The sequence below is a fragment of the Flavobacterium sp. GNP011 genome (genome assembly GCF_056428925.1).
Genome location: NZ_JBWJVJ010000012.1, coordinates 1 through 18,700, shown reverse-complemented (window position 1 = coordinate 18,700; position 18,700 = coordinate 1). Strand labels below are relative to the sequence as shown.

Genomic DNA, 18,700 nt, shown 5'->3' with positions numbered 1-18,700 from the left:
TAATACTATTTCTTTTTTACGTACTAAATATACTCATTAAAATTTCGGCTGTATAGCCAAAGATAAAATTATACCTTATGAAAAGACTTCTTACGATAGAGTTACAAAAAATCTGGAAAAATAGAGCGAGTCGGGTTTTAACGCTAGCCTACTTCATTTTGCTTACGTTCATTGCATTAATAGCATCAATCAAGTTTGATTTAGGTCCATTTAAATTTCATTTGGCCGAAATGGGCATTTTCAATTTCCCATACATCTGGCACTTCAATACTTACATTGCATCTATTTTAAAATTATTTTTAGCAATTGTAATTGTTTCAATGATGGCCAATGAGTACAGTTATGGTACCTTAAAACAAAACCTGATTGATGGAATGAGCAAGAAAGAATTTATTCAATCTAAATTTTTGACTGTAATTCTTTTCGCAACGGTATCAACAGTATTCCTTTTTATTTTGTCCTTAATACTTGGATTTAGTTTTTCATCCTTTACTGAAATTGATATTGTTTTTTCAGATTTAGACTATCTATTGGCTTATTTTGTAAAACTAATTGGCTTTTTCTCTTTCTGTTTATTTCTTGGAATTTTGATCAAGAGATCTGCATTTGCTTTAGGTTTCTTGTTAGTTTGGAATATTATAGAAGGAATTATAAGTGGAATTATAACATTCAAAGTTTTTCCAGAAGGTACTACTGCAGCCAGTATCACCCAGTTTTTACCACTACAATCCATGTCAAATCTTATCATTGAGCCTTTTTCACGATTATCAGTTGTAAAAAATATTGGTACTCAAATTGGTTTGGAGAATAGTAAGGATTATGGAGTTTCCCTTTTTTCAATTGCGATTGTATTGTGCTGGACTGTTATATTTATATATTTTTCTTATAAAATTTTAAAAAACAGGGATTTATAGATGCTATAATTTAAGACGAATGGTTTAGATTCTGTATTTATTTATTTATTTATTTTCTTGATGCTTCGTTTTCTTATAATTTATTATAATGCAATAACTATTAATAAAACACTATAAAACTTACAAATAGAAAATATAGCATTGATAAATAGCACTTGTAAAACTTCAAAAACTATGCTTTAATTACAATAGATACTTTTTCAGTTTTTCAAGAAAAAGTATACTTATTTTACTGTATTTGAAAGTAATTTCAATACAAAAGAAGTCATCTTATTTAATACTTTGGAGTGTCAAAAAGCGTCTATTTATTTTATTAAAAATAGAGATAACTACTATTTAAACTGAAATTAAGGTGCCAATCTAAAGGATTTCATGAAATTAAATAATTTGATGTAAACTATAAAACTAGAGTTTAATTTTTTCTCTTTAACAAACTTTATTTGTTCAACTTCAATTAATTCATAGGCGAACCACAAAAGATCATTTTACTTTAAAAAGATAATTTAAATTTATTATTTTTAACGCATGAAAAAAAGTTTACTGCTACTATATATTTTGTTTTCCATCAATTGTTTTTCTCAATTTAGTAAAACACACTACATACCCCCATTATCAGGTTCTGATCAAGTTTCGGCTCAAGACCAGTACTTGTATCTATCAACTCCAAGTGTAACACCAGTAAAAGTAAAAATAAATGCACTGGGAGTAGGTATTACAACTGTTCAAGTTTCAAAAAATACTCCTTTTGTTTACAATGTTGGCTTTGGAACAAATACACAATTACACGTTGATCCTAGTCTATTAAACGTTCCCATAGCAAATAAAGGATATATTATTGAGGCCGAAAATTTAATTTATGTGGCTGCAAGGGTTCTTGCTGGAAATTACAATCAAGCAGGATCTTTAGTATCAAAAGGTATCTCAGCTATTGGTTATGAATTTAGGGTAGGCGCTTACGTAAATACAGCAACTACAGGAAATGGAAATTTTAGATATACTTTCATATCCATATTGGCTACAGAAAACAATACTGTTGTTAATTTTGGTGACATAAAGTCAGGAGTTACACTTATGGGGAATGAAGCAGTGGGAAATAATCCTGCAAGTGTTACTTTAAACAGAGGACAAAGTTATGTAATAGCTACCGAGGATACTAGCATTGCCAATAAAGATGGATTGATAGGTTCATTAGTCAAATCTAACAAGCCCATTGCCGTAAATTGCGGCTCCTATGGCGGCACAAATGGTGATTTTAATGGGAATCTAGATTTAGGTTTTGATCAAATTGTACCTTCTACAATAGTTGGTAATGAATATATATTTGTACGAGGTGTAGGACTAGATATCACCGAACGTCCTTTGCTTGTAATACATGAAAACAATACCAATATTTATATAAACGGGAGTCCAACTCCTATAAACCCAACTCCACTAAACGCAGGCCAATATTTTATTTTGAATGGTGCCCAGTATTCAATAAATGGTAGCATGTATGTAAAAACATCAAAAAATGTTTTTGCTTATCAAAGTGTAGGCAGTTCAAGCCAAGCTAATCAAGAAATGTTTTTTGTACCGCCTTTAAATTGTTCAACACCTAATATTGTTGATAATATTCCACAAATAGAACAAATTGGTAGCCGAACATTTTTATCCAATAGCGGACTGAATATAGTGACCGAAAAAGGAGCCGCTGTAGAAGTAGAAATTAATGGAACCAGACAACCTATAGGTATTGCTCCCAAGGATGTAATTGGTAACCCTTTATTTGAAACTTATACTTTAAGTGGATTGTCTGGAAACATAAGTGTATTTTCTACTAAGCAAGTATATGTTTCTTATTTTGGATCTAATAGTGCAGCTACTTATGGTGGATATTATTCAGGATTTGACACAAAACCAGAAATTATAAGTGATGTATTATCTGTTGCAAACTCCAATTGTATTCCAAATGTGGTATTAAAAGTAAGTTCTATTTCATCTTATGATACATTTGAATGGTTTTTTAATAATGTTTCAATACCTAATTCTAATAGTAATTCCTACACCCCAACTCATCCTGGGTATTATCAAGTAAAAGGAACTATTACAGGATGTATTACTCCCCCGGTTTTTTCTGATTTAATCCCAGTAAGCACCTGTGAAACAGACATTGACAATGATGATGTAAATGATAATATAGATATAGATAATGATAATGATGGAGTTCTTAACTGCACCGAGTCTTTTGGAAATAAAGCTATTGACCTTTCAAATACAGCATCGGGAATTATAGCTCAAAACACGTATTCAAATTCATTTACGGGAAATGTTTTAACATCATCAATGGTTAGTCTTACCCCTTTTGTTGGTGGTACTGACGGAAGTTTCATAACTGATGTTGCAGCGGGTAAAGATAATTTTGTCACTTACAAAACAGCTTATAGTTCACCCATAAGTTTACAAATGAGTTATGTAAACTCCGCTAACAGTGCTGACTTACTAAACGCAGATGCTGAATATATAATTAACTCTGATGTAAACAAAACAATAACTGTACTAAATCCAAACGATCAACTTGTAATTGATACAAATTACGACGGTATTTATGAAAGTGGTGTTACTCAATTTACTTCTTTTGAAATTAGATTTAGATTAAATAGCACTACACCATTGGCTGCTGCAACTGGAAATTTCAAATTCTTATCACACTTAACAAATTCTTTAAGTATTACACACAAGAATCTTTCTGATAGCAACTCTAACAAAGGAACTTTCAAAATTGAAGCGGTTTGTGTTCCAAAGGATACTGACGGTGATAGTATTCCAGATCAGGAAGATGCAGACACTGATAATGACGGAATCTCAGATTTAGTGGAAGCTCAAATTAATACAACGCTTCTTAAATCAAATGTAGATGACAATAAGAACGGTCTTGACAATGCTTTTGAACCTGGATTTACACCACAAGATACAGATTCTGACGGGGTACCTGATTATACAGATTTAGATAGTGATAATGACGGAATTCTAGACAGTGTAGAAACAGGAAATGATCTTGATACTGATGGCATAAAAAACTTCAGGGATTTAGATACTGATGGAGATTTGTGTTTTGATGTTGTTGAAGCAGGATTTATAGATACTAATACTGACGGTATTCTGGGCAATAATCCAGTCACAGTTGATTCTAAAGGCAAAGTAACAAGTGCCGTAGGTTATACAACTCCAAATAGTAATTATTCAACTGCAGCACCTATAGTAATTACCACGCAAACTAATGTTTTACCTACATGTGAATTACAAAATGCCACGGTAACACTTGATGATAATGGAGGTAACACCTATCAATGGGAACTATCTACTGATGGTATTAATTGGAATACTGTAACAAATAATACCACATACTCTGGCACAGCTACAAAAACACTTCTTATTTCAAGTGTAACAAAATCAATGAATGGCTACCAATACAGGGTAATTCTAAATAAAATAGGTAATTCATGTGGCTTAATTTCAGATAAAACTAGCTTGACTGTATATGACTTACCTACAGTTAACAATGTAACAATTGTTCAATGCGACAATGACTTAGATGCTATAACCTCTTTCAATCTTACAGTAAAAAATAATGAAATCTCTAGCAATGCGAGTGCCGAAACCTTTACCTATTATACAACTATTGCTGCAGCAAATACTGCAAATGCTGCACAACAAATTACAAATCCGTTAGCTTATACTAACGCCACACCAGGAGTAACCCGCGTATGGACAAGAGTAACTAACAATAATAACTGTTTTAGAACTGCAGAAATTACACTTCAAGTATTGGCTACTCAAATTCCATCAACTTTTAATAATGTGTATACAGCCTGTGATGATTTAAGAGATCTAAATGGACTTGACAACGCTAATAACAATAAAAGAGATGGCATAAGTACCTTTGATTTCAGTGCAACAGAAACGGCTATAAAAACATTACTACCAGCAGGAAATTACACGGTATCTTTTTATAGAAACCAAGCAGATGCGCTAGCCGAAACCAATAAAATATCTGATATTACAAGCTATAGAAACATTGGTTATCCCGGAACACAAGATGTTTGGGGTCGTGTAGATAGTGATGTTACAAATGCTTGTTTTGGTCTAGGACCTTTTGTAAAGCTGGTAGTTGAACAAATTCCATATGCAAATCCAGTGACGATTGCAAGACAATGTGATGACAATCAGGATGGTATTTTTACTTTTGATACGTCTGCATTACATGCAACAGTACTCAATGGACAAACTAATGTAAACGTTACCTATTTTGACGAAAACAATAATGCCCTTTCAAGTCCTTTTCCTGCTACATTCACCACTACAACCCAAAATATTAAAGCTGTAGTTACAAATAATTCAACACTGGCTTGTAGTGAAGAAGTTACCATTGCATTTATTGTTGATGATTTACCAGAGGCGTTCTCTTTACCTACAAATTTGACTACAGTATGTGATGACGAAGTTGATCCTCTTTTACAAGACGGACAATATTCATTTGACACTAGTACCTTTCAAGATAGTATTTTAGGTGGACAACAAGGAATGAAAGTAAGTTATTTTGATAAAGATGGAAATCCTTTAACAAGTCCGCTTCCTAATCCATTTGTAACTCTTACTCAAAATATAACAGTAGAAGTTGAAAATACAATCAATACAACTTGTATAGCAATCCTAACGATTCCGTTTATAGTTAATCCATTGCCTCCAATTCAATTAAACACCAATGGAGGAGATAACGAATTAGTATGTTCTAATTTACCAACATTCTTTGTTCAACTAAATGCTGGTTTACCAAATGGTACTAATCCAGCTGATTATACCTATACTTGGTACAAAGATTCCAATATAATTACTAACGAAACTGGTCCAACTCTTGACGTAAATGCTGAAGGAGATTATAGTGTAGAAGTTTCAACACTAAAAGGATGCGTAAGAACAAGAACCATAAAAGTAACTGCTTCAGATATTGCTACGATAGCAAGCGTAGATATAGTGGATCTTGCCGAAAATAATACGGTAACGGTTGATGCTAATGGAAAGGGTGATTATGAATACAGTTTAGACTTACCAAACGGTCCTTTTCAAGACTCAAACTTTTTTGATAATGTCCCATCAGGAATTCATGAAGTGTACATTAATGATAAAAATGGTTGTGGTACCGTAAGCAAAACAATTGCAGTTACCGGAGCTCCTAAATTTTTTACACCAAATGGGGACAGAATTAATGATTACTGGAACATCAAAGGCATTAACAATACCTTTAACAAGAATGCTGTTATATATATATTCAATCGATTTGGGAAATTAATAAAACAAATTACGGCTTCCAGCCAAGGATGGGACGGAACGTTTACAGGTCAACCCATGCCAGCAGATGACTACTGGTATACTGTAAAACTTGATGATGGACGAGAAATGAAAGGTCATTTCAGTTTAAAAAGATAATGCTTAAAACGCTTTAAACTACAAGTAATTCACTATTTAAAGTAATAGAACTGTTTATATAAAGACGGTCTATTACTTTAAGATGTTTTACAAAAAAATTTATCAATGAAGAATTATATCAAATATCTCGCAATGTTTATATTGATCTTAGGATCAATGACGAGTGAGTGTTTCCCTAATTCTGAAATCAACTCTAGTTCCTATTATCAAGACTTTAATCTCACTAAAAGTACTGAAGCAGAAAATCTAAAAGGAACAAAATTTCTTTTTGAAACAATTCATGATGTAAAATCAAGCTTCAAAATTAGCTTTGATATTAATCCCAAGTATCTTAATCCAGCTGATGTTACATGTAATACCAAATTTAAATTACACAGCGAATTGTTTCAAATATTGAAACCTGTTCTGTATCAAAAACTATATCTGAAAGCATTATTTGAATTCACTAGTTATACACTTTAATTCCAAACATAGTTTGAAATTCATTTTTAAATCTTTTATATGATTTAAGAAAATAAAAAGGTGTTTAATTTAACGAAATAAAAATGCGTAAACTTAAAAATACAAATAGCCTAACTACTTGTAAAAGAATAATTACTGGAATAAAAAAGAGAATAATTGTAATACTTACTGCAATAATGCTAGGATTTGCAATGGGATTCCATGAAAATGAAAGCATACTCCATAAAAATTCAAAACAAACCGAGTGGCAAAATAAAAAGGAATAAGAATTTCAAAGATAATTTAAGTTTCTTCTCAGTACTGATCTTCATAAAAGTAGATTCTCTTATACCCCTGATGGGAACGGCATCCTTTTATAACACCCCTTTTTTGGGGTGGTATAAAAGATATAGTGTACAGCAGGATTAGGTTCAAAAAAAAACCATCAACTTACGCTGATGGTTTTAATTAAAACTCAAATGAATTAGATTTTAAATCTTTTTCTATCTGTTTCTGTCAAATATATTTTTCTTAAACGAATAGATTTTGGTGTAACCTCAACATATTCATCTTTTTGAATGTATTCTAAAGCTTCCTCTAATGAGAAAATAATTGGAGGAATAATTCTTGCTTTTTCATCATTTCCAGATGAACGAACGTTAGATTGTTTTTTCTCTTTTGTTACGTTTACACACATATCATCTCCACGAGAGTTTTCTCCAATAACCTGACCTTCGTAAATTTCAGCATTTGGTTCAACGAAAAACTTACCGCGATCTTGTAATTTATCGATCGAATAAGGAATAGCTTTACCTTTTTCCATAGAAATTAATGAACCTTTGTTACGTCCAGCAATTTCACCTTTGTAAGGCTCATATCCAATAAAACGGTGTGCCATAATAGCTTCACCTGCAGTAGCAGTAAGCAATTGATTACGCAATCCAATAATTCCACGAGATGGAATATTAAATTTAACAATCATACGCTCCCCTTTAGTTTCCATGCTTAGCATTTCACCTTTACGCATAGTTACGAACTCAACCGCTCTACCTGAAAGATTTTCTGGTAAATCAATAGTCAATTCCTCAATTGGCTCACATTTTTTACCATCAATTTCTTTGATAATAACTTGAGGTTGACCAATTTGTAATTCATATCCTTCTCTTCTCATTGTTTCAATAAGAACAGATAAGTGAAGTACTCCACGACCAAAAACCATGAATTTATCAGCAGAATCAGTTTCACCTAACTTCATAGCTAAGTTTTTCTCTAATTCTTTTGTCAAACGCTCTCTAATGTGTCTTGAAGTTACAAATTTACCCTCTTTACCAAAGAAAGGAGAGTCATTAATTGTAAACAACATACTCATTGTAGGCTCATCAATATCAATCGTTTTTAAACCTTCTGGGTTTTCAAAATCAGCAATAGTATCACCAATTTCAAAACCTTCAACACCAATAATGGCGCAAATATCTCCAGCAATAACTTGTTCCACTTTTTTACGACCAAGTCCTTCAAAAGTATGAAGTTCTTTGATACGAGATTTAGATACAGTACCATCTCTTTTAACTAATGAGATTGGCATACCTTCTCTCAATACTCCTCTTTCAAGACGACCAATAGCGATACGACCTGTAAAAGCTGAGAAATCTAAAGATGTAATCAACATTTGTGGCGTTCCTTCAGAAACTTTAGGAGCAGGCACATTTGCAACAACCATGTCTAACAATGCTTCAACATTATCAGTTACATTTTCCCAGTGGTCAGACATCCAGTTGTTTTTAGCAGAACCATAAACCGTTGGGAAATCCAACTGCCATTCTTCAGCACCTAATTCAAACATTAAGTCAAAAACTTTTTCATGAACTTCTTCAGGAGTACAGTTTTCCTTGTCCACTTTATTGATAACTACACAAGGTTTTAGACCTAAGTCAATAGCTTTTTGTAAAACAAAACGCGTTTGGGGCATTGGACCTTCAAAAGCATCAACTAGCAAACATACACCATCGGCCATGTTCAATACACGTTCAACTTCACCACCAAAATCGGCGTGACCAGGAGTATCAATAATATTGATTTTAGTTCCTTTATATTGAACTGATACGTTTTTAGAAGTAATAGTAATACCTCTTTCACGCTCTAAGTCGTTATTATCAAGAATTAAATCACCTGTGTTTTCGTTGTCACGAAATAATTGACAGTGATACATAATTTTGTCTACCAATGTAGTTTTACCGTGATCGACGTGGGCAATAATTGCAATGTTTCTAATAGATTCCATCTGTGATTTTTAATGGCTGCAAAGGTACACTTTATTTTGATATAAAAAATATTTATACAATAGTTTACATATCCTTAACGGATTAGCAACTTAAAAAATAAGTTTTTTCGTCTCCTCTATTTTAAAACTTTTATTTAATTATATTTGAGTAATGAAAAGTAAAACCAATAAAACAATCCTAACATACACTCTTGCAACACTTATTGCTGTTGTGATAGTCCACAAAATCGCCCAACACTTTGTCGCTGAACAATGTGTACCGTTTTACAACTTTACCAAAGACATCATTTTTGTAATCTTTTCAAGCTTACTTCTTAAATTAATTTTATCCAAAAACGATGAAATCAACAGTAAGAATTTTAACAAGTTAAAAAAAAGTAATGAGGCAATTAGAGAATCAAATGATAAATATGATATAGTAGCAAAGGCAACAAGTGACACAATATGGGATTGGAAACTTGAGGAAGATCATTTTTCTTGGAATAAAGGAATTGAGAACGTTTTTGGATACTCTAAAGACAATCTAAATGTTGACTCTAATTGGTGGTTTGACAAAATCCATCCTGAAGACAGCATAAAAATGTCAGTACGATTATATTCTTTTATCGAACAAAAAACAGAAAAATGGCAAGATCAATACCGATTTAAATGTGCTGACAATACTTATAAATATGTATTAGATAGAGCATTTTTACTAAAGGATAAAAACGGAAAGGCCATTAGAATGATTGGCGCTATTCAAGATATAACGAAACAAAAAGAGGAAGAAAATAGATTAAAACTACTTGAAACTGTTATCATTCAATCTAAAGATTCCATAATTATAACTGAACCTAAATCAACACAATCAAAAATACCAAATATAATATACGTAAACCCAGCATTTACGACAATGTCTGGTTACACCCCTGAAGAAATAATAGGAAAATCACCTGATTTATTCAAAAGTCCAAACTCTGACGATAGCACTTTAAAAAAAATATTAAAAGCTATAAACCTCAAAAAAGAATATCAAATTGAAACCCTATTATCATCTAAAACAAAAAAAGAATACTGGGTACGCTTATCGATAGTTCCTATTTTCAATTCTGAAAAAGAATTATCCCACTGGATTTCAATTTTAAGAGATATTACCGAAGAAAAGAAACAGGAAAAAGAAAAAGAACAATTAATTAGAGAATTAACTCAAAACAATAAAGATTTAAAACAGTTCTCATACATCACATCTCATAATTTGAGAGCACCACTTTCAAACTTAACTGGTCTTTTACAACTATTAGAAGAAACCCCAATTCATGATACTGAACTACAAGAAATCTTAAACGGATTTAATCAATCTACACAACTCTTAAATAACACTGTAAACGACTTAGTACGAGTTATAAAAATAAAAGACAAACCTTCCATAATCAAGGAAAATGTAGATCTAAAAGAGATATTTCACTATGTTTTCAATCAATTAGACACGATGATAACCGCTCACAATCCTTTGATTGAATTAAACTTAAACACTACTAGCATTTACACGCACAAACCATACTTGGAGAGTATTTTTTTAAATCTCGTATCCAATGCAATAAAATATAAATCCGAAAAAAGAAAACCACAAATAACAATTTCAACTCAAAAAGAAAACAACAATACAGTAATTCTAATTCAAGACAATGGAATTGGAATTGATTTAATTCGTAATAAAGATAAAATTTTCGGTTTGTATCAGCGGTTCCACATACATCCTGACAGCAAGGGACTTGGACTATATTTAGTAAAATCACAAGTTGAAATCATGGGTGGAAAAATAGAAATTGAAAGCAAAATTGACCAAGGAACCACATTAAAATTAACGTTTAAAAATAAAAAGTGATGCTAAATCAAGTTTTATGCGTAGATGACGACCCAATAACACTCTTGCTTTGTAAAAAAGTACTAGAGCGATTTTCGTTTTGCAATGAAATTATCACATCTACTAATGGAGAAGAAACATTACTTTATTTGAATACACTATTAAATACCTCTTCAACAAAACCAGATTTAATATTTCTAGATTTAAACATGCCCGTAATGGGGGGATGGGAGTTTTTAGAAGCATTTAAAACTCAAAATTACAAAAATTTTCATACAACTAAAATTGTGGTCTTATCCTCTTCAATTGACCCAAATGATTTAAAAAAAGCTCAAAACTACCCAATGGTAATTGCTTTTTTACCTAAACCAATAAGTAAATCAATGCTAGAAGACTTGAAAGAAATATTAACGTAAAAAAAAAGTTCCCGATAAATCGAGAACTTTTTTTAAATATTTTATTTTATCTAAATATTACAATTTAGCAACAAGCTTAGTTAACTTAGATTTTAAGTTTGATGCTTTGTTATTGTGTATGATATTTTTCTTAGCCAATTTATCAATCATTGAGATAACATTAGATAATTTTGCAGATGCTTCAGATTTATCAGTAGCTAATCTTAACGCTTTTATAGCATTACGAGTAGTTTTGTGTTGATATCTGTTTAACACTCTTTTCTTTTCGTTACTTCTAATTCTTTTTAGAGCTGATTTATGATTTGCCATTATATTGCTTTTTTATCTTTTACTAATTTGTTTGTAGTCCGTAAGGGAATCGAACCCCTGTTACCAAGACGAAATCTTGGCGTCCTAACCCCTAGACGAACGGACCATATTCTCCTAAGTTTTTATCAATATGTAAATTGAATGTAGCCCGTAGCGGAATCGAACCGCTCTTACATGGATGAAAACCATGCGTCCTAACCGATAGACGAACGGGCCATTTTTCCCTTATTACTTTAGGAAACGCAAAAAAAGTAGTAGCCCGTAGCGGAATCGAACCGCTCTTACATGGATGAAAACCATGCGTCCTAACCGATAGACGAACGGGCCTTGCTTCTCTAATGCGGATGCAAAAATACAACTATTTTCGAAACGAGCAATAGCTTGTACATTTTTTTTTTACTTTTTTTAATAGGCCTTTGCAAACAGTACACGTCCTGCTGATGGAGCGCCTGTAAAAACGCAATTTCCAGTCTCTTCTACTCTATTCAAAGGTATACATCTTATGGTAGCTTTTGTAAGGTCTTTAATTTTTTCCTCAGTTTCTGCTGTACCATTCCAATGTGCTGAGACAAAACCTCCTTTATTTTCTAAAATTTCTTTAAACTCCTCAAAACTATTTACCTCGGTAACGTGCGTATCTCTATACTCTAGTGCTTTTGCAAACAAATCATTTTGTATTTGCTCTAGTAATGAAGTAATATAGTTTTCTATTCCTTCTTTAGCCACCACTTCCTTTGATAATGTATCTCTTCGAGCTATTTCAAAAGTCCCATTTTCTAGATCTTTAGGTCCAACCGCAATTCGAACAGGAACTCCTTTCAGTTCCCATTCTGCAAACTTAAATCCTGGTTTTTGAGTCGTTCTATCATCAAATTTTACAGAAACGTTCAATTTACGCAAACTTGCAATAAGTACATTTACCTCTGCAGATATTGCTGCTAACTGTTCGTCTGATTTATATATAGGTACAATAACAACTTGTATTGGCGCTAAGCTAGGAGGTAAAACCAAACCTTGATCATCAGAATGTGTCATTACAAGCGCACCCATTAATCGTGTTGATACTCCCCAAGAAGTTCCCCAAACGTATTCTTGCTTACCCTCTGCATTTGCAAATTTCACATCAAAAGCTTTTGCAAAGTTTTGACCTAAAAAGTGAGATGTCCCTGCTTGTAAAGCTTTACCATCTTGCATTAGTGCTTCTATACAATATGTTTCTTCGGCACCAGCAAAACGCTCCGTTTCTGTTTTCAAGCCTTTAATAACCGGTATAGCCATGAATCGTTCTGCAAAATCAGCATACACGTTCATCATTTTTTCAGATTCTTCAACCGCCTCGGCTCTTGTAGCATGAGCAGTATGCCCTTCTTGCCATAAAAACTCAGCCGTACGTAAAAACAAACGTGTTCTCATTTCCCATCGCACCACATTAGCCCACTGATTAATCAATAATGGCAAATCTCTATATGATTGCACCCATCCTTTATAGGTAGACCAAATAATAGCTTCACTAGTAGGACGCACAATAAGCTCCTCTTCTAGTTTTGCATTTGGGTCAACCATTAATTTTCCTGGCTTGTCTGGATCATTTTTCAATCTGTAATGCGTAACAATGGCGCACTCCTTAGCAAAACCTTCAGCATTTTTCTCTTCAGCTTCAAACATACTCTTGGGAACAAAAAGCGGAAAATAAGCATTTTGGTGTCCTGTTTCTTTAAACATTTTATCCAATTCAGCTTGCATTTTTTCCCAAATTGCATAACCGTATGGCTTAATTACCATACAACCTCTCACTCCTGAATTTTCGGCTAAATCGGCCTTGACAACCAATTCGTTATACCATTTTGAATAATCTTCCGCTCTTGTAGTTATGTTCTTACTCATACTGAATAGTTTGGCACAAATATTGCATTAATAATTTTAAATAAATAGTTCCGCAAAACTAACTATTTTTGTAATGTGCAACAATAAAAACTCCATATATATGAAAACTTATACCCTACCCACCAAGAAACCAATGATGCTTTACTTATTTGGATTCATAAGCATTCTTTTTAGTTCATGTGGCACCTATCAAAATAGCTCTTATTACGATTCTGACGGAATTTATGGCGGAACCACAAACCGTACACCTAGAAACTCCCAACCGGCTGAGACCAGTACAAGTCCTTATGCTAGTTATTTTAATTCATTACAAAATAACAATGAACAGGTTGAAATCTTAACAGATATTGATAATTACAATATTGATAATGACTCCATTCAAAACTACACTGACTACGCTGGTTGGGGAAGTAATCCACAAAGCGTAAGCATAAACATTTACGATAACAGCTGGGGTCGAAATAATTGGGGCTGGAACACTGGCTACGGATGGGGTGGCTATTCAGGTTGGGGTTGGAATAACTGGGGCTGGAACACTGGCTATGGATGGGGTGGCTATTCAGGTTGGGGTTGGAATAACTGGGGCTGGAACGCTGGTTTTGGCTGGGGTGGAAACATCGGTTTTGGTTGGAACAATTGGTATGGAAATAATTGGGGATATGCGCCTCATTACAATCCAAGAAACTACAGCTACAATGCAGGCAGAAGAGGATCTAGTTATGCTAATACCTCAAACTCAAACAGAGGAACATCTGGTTATAATAGAAGTGGCAATACTGTAAGCTCCAGAAGAACTGATACTAATTACTATAATTCTAACAGCACAAATTACGGAAGAGGTTCAGCTAGTAGAATGAGTAGAACTAGTCCTGTTTTTTCTAGAAATCAAACACAAGAAAGTGCAACCTACAATTCAAACCGAAGAGGATCTAGTTCAACTCGTACAGAAAGTAGTACTCCATCTCGTACCTACACTCCATCAAGAAGCGAATCTAACTCAAGATCATACACTCCAAGCTCTAATTCTGGTTCTTCTAGAAGCAGTGGAAGCTATGGCGGCGGTGGTGGCGGAAGATCATCTGGCGGTGGCGGAAGAGGCGGAAGAGGTTAATATCCTTAAATTTAAACTACAAACATTATTTAAAAACGTATGAAAAAATATATTTGGTTACTCGCTATAGGACTTACAATAAATACATTGCAAGCACAAGAAGTATCTGATGCAGTACGCTATTCACAAGACAATTTAAACGGTACTGCAAGATTTAGAGCCATGAGTGGAGCCTTTGGCGCACTGGGCGGTGATTTATCATCTTTGAATGTAAATCCAGCAGGTTCTGCTATATTTGCTAACAATCAAATGGGTCTTACCTTAACAAACTTTAGCAACAAAAACAATTCAAATTATTTTGGGACCACTAACAGCACTAAGAACAACTCTATTGACTTAAACCAAGCTGGTGCGGTATTTGTTTTTGAAAATAACGCTAAATCAAACTGGTCAAAAGTCACCATTGGTATTAATTATGAAAACGCGAATAATTTTACTAACGATTTTTTCTCCTCTGGCACAAATAGAAACAATACCGTAGCTGATTATTTTTTATTTTATGCCAATAGAGGCAACAATGGAGCACCTGTCCCACAACAATTTGTAAACACAGAGCAAGGGGAATCAATCAGTGATTTATATTCTTTTTTAGGAAACAACCTTCCTAACAACCAGTTTCCTGGATTAAGCGGATATGATGCACAACAAGCTTTCTTAGGGTATCAAGCTTTTATAATTGATGCCATTGATGAAAATAATGCAAATTCACCTTACTCATCTAATGTTCCTGCTGCAAATTATTTTCAACAAAACGCAGTTTTCAATACGGGATATAACGGAAAACTATCATTTAATATAGCAACTTCATATAAAGATAAGTTTTATTTTGGTTTGAACTTGAATTCACATTTTACAGATTACGTTAGATCGTCCCGCTTTACCGAAAGAAACGATGCAGCAGCTACAAATAATTTTAGAGTGAATCAAATACAATTCAATAACGATTTGAATACCTATGGAACTGGATTTTCATTTCAGTTGGGTGTTATCGCAAAACTAACTGACGAATTGCGTTTGGGTTTAGCACACGAATCTTCTACTTGGTATAGATTAACTGATGAGTTATCACAAAGTGTAGTAGCCATTAGCAGAAACAGTACCGAAACTTTACCAGCTGATGTTGTAAGTCCAGATGTAATTAATGTTTATGAACCATACAAATTGCAAACACCGAGCAAAACTACCCTTAGCTTAGCTTATGTATTTGGTAAAAAAGGTTTAATCAGCATTGATTATGCAATGAAAAATTATGGATCAACTGCATTTAAACCCAAAAATGATGCCTATTTTATGGGTCTTAACAATACAATCAGTAATACACTAGATAACACAGGCGAAATTCGTGTAGGTGGTGAATACAAAATCAAAGCCTTGAGCCTAAGAGCTGGTTATAGATACGAACAAAGTCCTTACAAGAATACTACTGTAATGGGCGATTTAACGGGATATTCAGCAGGTTTAGGATATAATTTTGGATTTACAAAATTAGATTTATCTTACGCCAATGCCACTCGTAATACACAGCAAGGTTTCTTTAACCAAGGGTTTACTGATGGAGCCAGAATAGCCAATATCAATAATAATGTGTCGTTAACATTATTATTTGAATTGTAAATTACATTATTAAACATTATAATCCGTCTCGTTATTCAAACAAGACGGATTTTTTTTAGCCCTGATAGTCCCGAAGCGTCGGGAGTAATACTCCCTACTTCAGAGAGATTACTTAACTTAACACCCATTTTTATAGAAATTCAGTGAACTTTGTTTATAACGCACAGAAGAAATAGCTCCTAATAATTTGAAAACGGGTTGAAAAAAGTTCAGTTTGAATAAAAAATTGTAATTTTGCAAAATTCCCAAATTATCGGGATGCTACTACTATGAGAACGAAGTCTTTAAAAAAGAATAAAATAAATGTTATCACCCTTGGGTGTTCAAAAAATGTATACGATAGTGAAGTCCTTATGGGTCAGCTTCGCGCAAATGGAAAAGAGGTAACTCATGAAGCGCCCGAGGCTGAGGAAGGAAATATTATTGTCATTAATACATGTGGATTTATTGATAATGCCAAAGCTGAATCAGTAAACATGATTCTTGAATACGCTGATAAAAAAGAGAGAGGACTAGTAGACAAAGTGTTCGTAACAGGATGTCTATCTGAACGTTACAGACCTGATTTAGAAAAGGAAATCCCTAATGTGGATCAGTTTTTTGGAACAACTGAACTACCTCAACTGTTAAAGGCTCTTGGTGCTGATTACAAGCACGAATTATTAGGAGAACGATTAACAACAACACCTAAAAACTATGCTTATTTAAAAATTTCTGAAGGATGTGACAGACCTTGTAGTTTTTGTGCCATTCCATTAATGCGAGGAAAAAATGTCTCACAAACTATAGAAAAATTAGTAAAAGAAGCGGAAGGTTTAGCTAAAGATGGCGTTAAGGAACTTATATTGATAGCGCAAGACCTTACCTATTATGGTTTAGACTTGTACAAAAAAAGAGCACTTGGAGAATTGCTTGAAGCCCTAGTAAAAGTCGAGGGCATAGAATGGATCCGTTTGCATTATGCATTCCCAACAGGTTTTCCTATGGACGTTCTTGAAATCATGAAACGCGAACCAAAAATTTGTAATTACATTGATATTCCGTTGCAACACATTGCAGATTCTGTTTTAAAATCGATGCGTCGTGGAACTACACAACAAAAAACTACAAAATTACTAAAAGATTTTAGAGAAGCCGTTCCTGGAATAGCAATTCGTACAACTTTGATTGTAGGATACCCTGGAGAAACTCAAGAAGATTTTAATATTTTGAAAGAGTTTGTTCAAGAAATGAAATTTGACAGAATGGGATGCTTTGCTTACTCACATGAGGAAAACACACACGCCTATTTACTTGAAGATGACGTTCCAGATACCGTAAAACAAGATCGTGCCAACGAAATAATGGAATTACAGTCGCAAATTTCTTGGGATTTAAATCAAGAAAAAATTGGACAAACCTACCGTTGTATTATTGACAGAAAAGAAGGTGCTCACTTTATAGGTCGTACAGAATTTGACAGCCCTGATGTAGACAATGAAGTATTGATTGACGCCTCTAAACATTACGTAAAAACGGGTGAGTTTGTCATGATTAAAATTATTGATGCAACAGAATTTGATTTATACGGCGAACCTGTTTAAAACATTTTTTATTATAAATATACTATTATGAAATTTTCAATATTGTTTGTAATCTTTCTTACATTCTTGCCTAAGATAACACAAGCTCAGTTTAACAACAACGGTTACGGTAATAATGGATATGGCAGTAACCGAAGGATGAATAATAGTATGGATCAATACAGAGGTCAAGAAAAGCCAAAAGAAATTCCAGTAGAGGTTACCGTAGGAAAGGTCATGGAACGTTTAAAACCTGAGCTGACTCTCGATGAATTGCAAACTATTGCAATTTCAAATATCTTAACAGAAAGCATTAAATCTCAAGGAATACTTATCAAGGCAGAAGTAAGTCATGAGGACAAATTAAACAACATAAAAGCACTATCTGAAACTACAGATAAAAAAATTATGGAGTTGCTTAATAAAGAGCAGAAAGAAAAATTTATACTCTTAAACGAGGAAGCAAAGAATCCTAAGAAAAAAGAGAAGAAAAAGTCTAAAGAACAATCTTAAAATAAAACAATTGAGCCAAATTATGAAAAACTTTTTTTACTTCTTTTGTTTAGCTGCACTAGCTGTTTCATGTGGTACCAACCCATATAAAAAAAGTGAAAAAATTTACGATTCTAAGCTAAAAACACTAGAAGGGACTATTGCTAATAAAGATCCTCAAACCTTACCTGTAATTGCTCATGTAACACTTAATATTGATACACTTTACACAAAACAATTACAAACTTACAAAGACACCCTTTTTAAAATGGGACCTACGCCATTGCAAAATGGCATAAGTACAGAGTGGATAGGTACTGTTAATTTTAATATCGATTCGTGCTCGATGAACCGGGCGCTTATGGCTTAG

General features: G+C 33.4%; 14 protein-coding genes and 3 tRNA genes. 11 read left to right on the top strand and 6 right to left on the bottom strand.

The genetic code is table 11. The features are described 5' to 3' along the window. The first annotated feature begins 77 nt into the window (after nucleotides 1-77). From AC061E_RS10580 to AC061E_RS10565, 4 genes are all read left to right on the top strand, one after another. The gene (locus tag AC061E_RS10580) at nucleotides 78-914 is read left to right on the top strand and encodes an ABC transporter permease (RefSeq protein ID WP_478286217.1); all 837 of its coding nucleotides are present in this window, start codon (nucleotides 78-80) and stop codon (nucleotides 912-914) included. Nucleotides 915-1,439: 525 nt separating this feature from the next. Then, nucleotides 1,440-6,377 (top strand): FIDD domain-containing protein, encoded by a 4,938-nt coding sequence (locus AC061E_RS10575; RefSeq protein ID WP_478286216.1) that lies wholly within the window; start codon nucleotides 1,440-1,442, stop codon nucleotides 6,375-6,377. A gap of 105 nt (nucleotides 6,378-6,482) precedes the next feature. Next, nucleotides 6,483-6,839, top strand: coding sequence for a hypothetical protein (locus AC061E_RS10570; RefSeq protein ID WP_478286215.1), 357 nt, complete (start codon nucleotides 6,483-6,485; stop codon nucleotides 6,837-6,839). A gap of 83 nt (nucleotides 6,840-6,922) precedes the next feature. Next, entirely contained in the window at nucleotides 6,923-7,105 is a 183-nt protein-coding gene (locus AC061E_RS10565; protein WP_221917379.1) for a hypothetical protein, read from the top strand. Nucleotides 7,106-7,302: 197 nt separating this feature from the next. Here AC061E_RS10565 and typA read toward each other — a convergent pair whose 3' ends face one another. Continuing rightward, entirely contained in the window at nucleotides 7,303-9,099 is a 1,797-nt protein-coding gene (gene typA / locus AC061E_RS10560) for a translational GTPase TypA (RefSeq protein ID WP_478286214.1), read from the bottom strand. A 151-nt stretch (nucleotides 9,100-9,250) separates the two neighbouring features. On the opposite strand from typA, the gene AC061E_RS10555 reads away from it, so the two are divergent. Then, nucleotides 9,251-10,963 (top strand): PAS domain-containing sensor histidine kinase, encoded by a 1,713-nt coding sequence (locus AC061E_RS10555; protein WP_478286213.1) that lies wholly within the window; start codon nucleotides 9,251-9,253, stop codon nucleotides 10,961-10,963. Next, the gene (locus tag AC061E_RS10550; RefSeq protein WP_478286212.1) at nucleotides 10,963-11,358 is read left to right on the top strand and encodes a response regulator; all 396 of its coding nucleotides are present in this window, start codon (nucleotides 10,963-10,965) and stop codon (nucleotides 11,356-11,358) included. Before AC061E_RS10555 ends, AC061E_RS10550 begins: the two co-directional genes overlap by 1 nt. A gap of 57 nt (nucleotides 11,359-11,415) precedes the next feature. On the opposite strand, the gene rpsT is transcribed toward AC061E_RS10550, so the two are convergent. The 5 genes from rpsT to proS form a co-directional block, all read right to left on the bottom strand. After that, complete coding sequence (gene rpsT, locus AC061E_RS10545; protein WP_086453799.1) at nucleotides 11,416-11,667, bottom strand: 30S ribosomal protein S20; 252 nt, start codon at nucleotides 11,665-11,667, stop codon at nucleotides 11,416-11,418. 34 nt (nucleotides 11,668-11,701) lie between these two features. Then, nucleotides 11,702-11,773, bottom strand: a tRNA-Glu gene (locus AC061E_RS10540). A 38-nt stretch (nucleotides 11,774-11,811) separates the two neighbouring features. After that, a tRNA-Glu gene (locus tag AC061E_RS10535) sits at nucleotides 11,812-11,883 on the bottom strand. A gap of 39 nt (nucleotides 11,884-11,922) precedes the next feature. Beyond that, a tRNA-Glu gene (locus tag AC061E_RS10530) sits at nucleotides 11,923-11,994 on the bottom strand. A 78-nt stretch (nucleotides 11,995-12,072) separates the two neighbouring features. Then, the gene (gene proS / locus AC061E_RS10525; protein WP_478286211.1) at nucleotides 12,073-13,551 is read right to left on the bottom strand and encodes a proline--tRNA ligase; all 1,479 of its coding nucleotides are present in this window, start codon (nucleotides 13,549-13,551) and stop codon (nucleotides 12,073-12,075) included. Between the two features lie 100 nt (nucleotides 13,552-13,651). Between proS and AC061E_RS10520 the strand changes: the two genes are divergently transcribed. The 5 genes from AC061E_RS10520 (at nucleotide 13,652) to AC061E_RS10500 (ending at nucleotide 18,700) form a co-directional block, all read left to right on the top strand. Then, entirely contained in the window at nucleotides 13,652-14,662 is a 1,011-nt protein-coding gene (locus AC061E_RS10520; protein ID WP_478286210.1) for a hypothetical protein, read from the top strand. Nucleotides 14,663-14,701: 39 nt separating this feature from the next. Beyond that, a complete protein-coding gene (locus AC061E_RS10515; RefSeq protein WP_478286209.1) occupies nucleotides 14,702-16,276 on the top strand; it encodes an OmpP1/FadL family transporter in 1,575 nt (524 codons plus the stop codon). 269 nt (nucleotides 16,277-16,545) lie between these two features. Continuing rightward, complete coding sequence (gene rimO / locus AC061E_RS10510) at nucleotides 16,546-17,859, top strand: 30S ribosomal protein S12 methylthiotransferase RimO (RefSeq protein ID WP_478286208.1); 1,314 nt, start codon at nucleotides 16,546-16,548, stop codon at nucleotides 17,857-17,859. A 27-nt stretch (nucleotides 17,860-17,886) separates the two neighbouring features. Beyond that, nucleotides 17,887-18,351, top strand: a complete 465-nt coding sequence (locus tag AC061E_RS10505) for a hypothetical protein (RefSeq protein WP_478286207.1) — start codon at nucleotides 17,887-17,889, stop codon at nucleotides 18,349-18,351. A 22-nt stretch (nucleotides 18,352-18,373) separates the two neighbouring features. Continuing rightward, nucleotides 18,374-18,700 (top strand): hypothetical protein, encoded by a 327-nt coding sequence (locus AC061E_RS10500; protein WP_478286206.1) that lies wholly within the window; start codon nucleotides 18,374-18,376, stop codon nucleotides 18,698-18,700.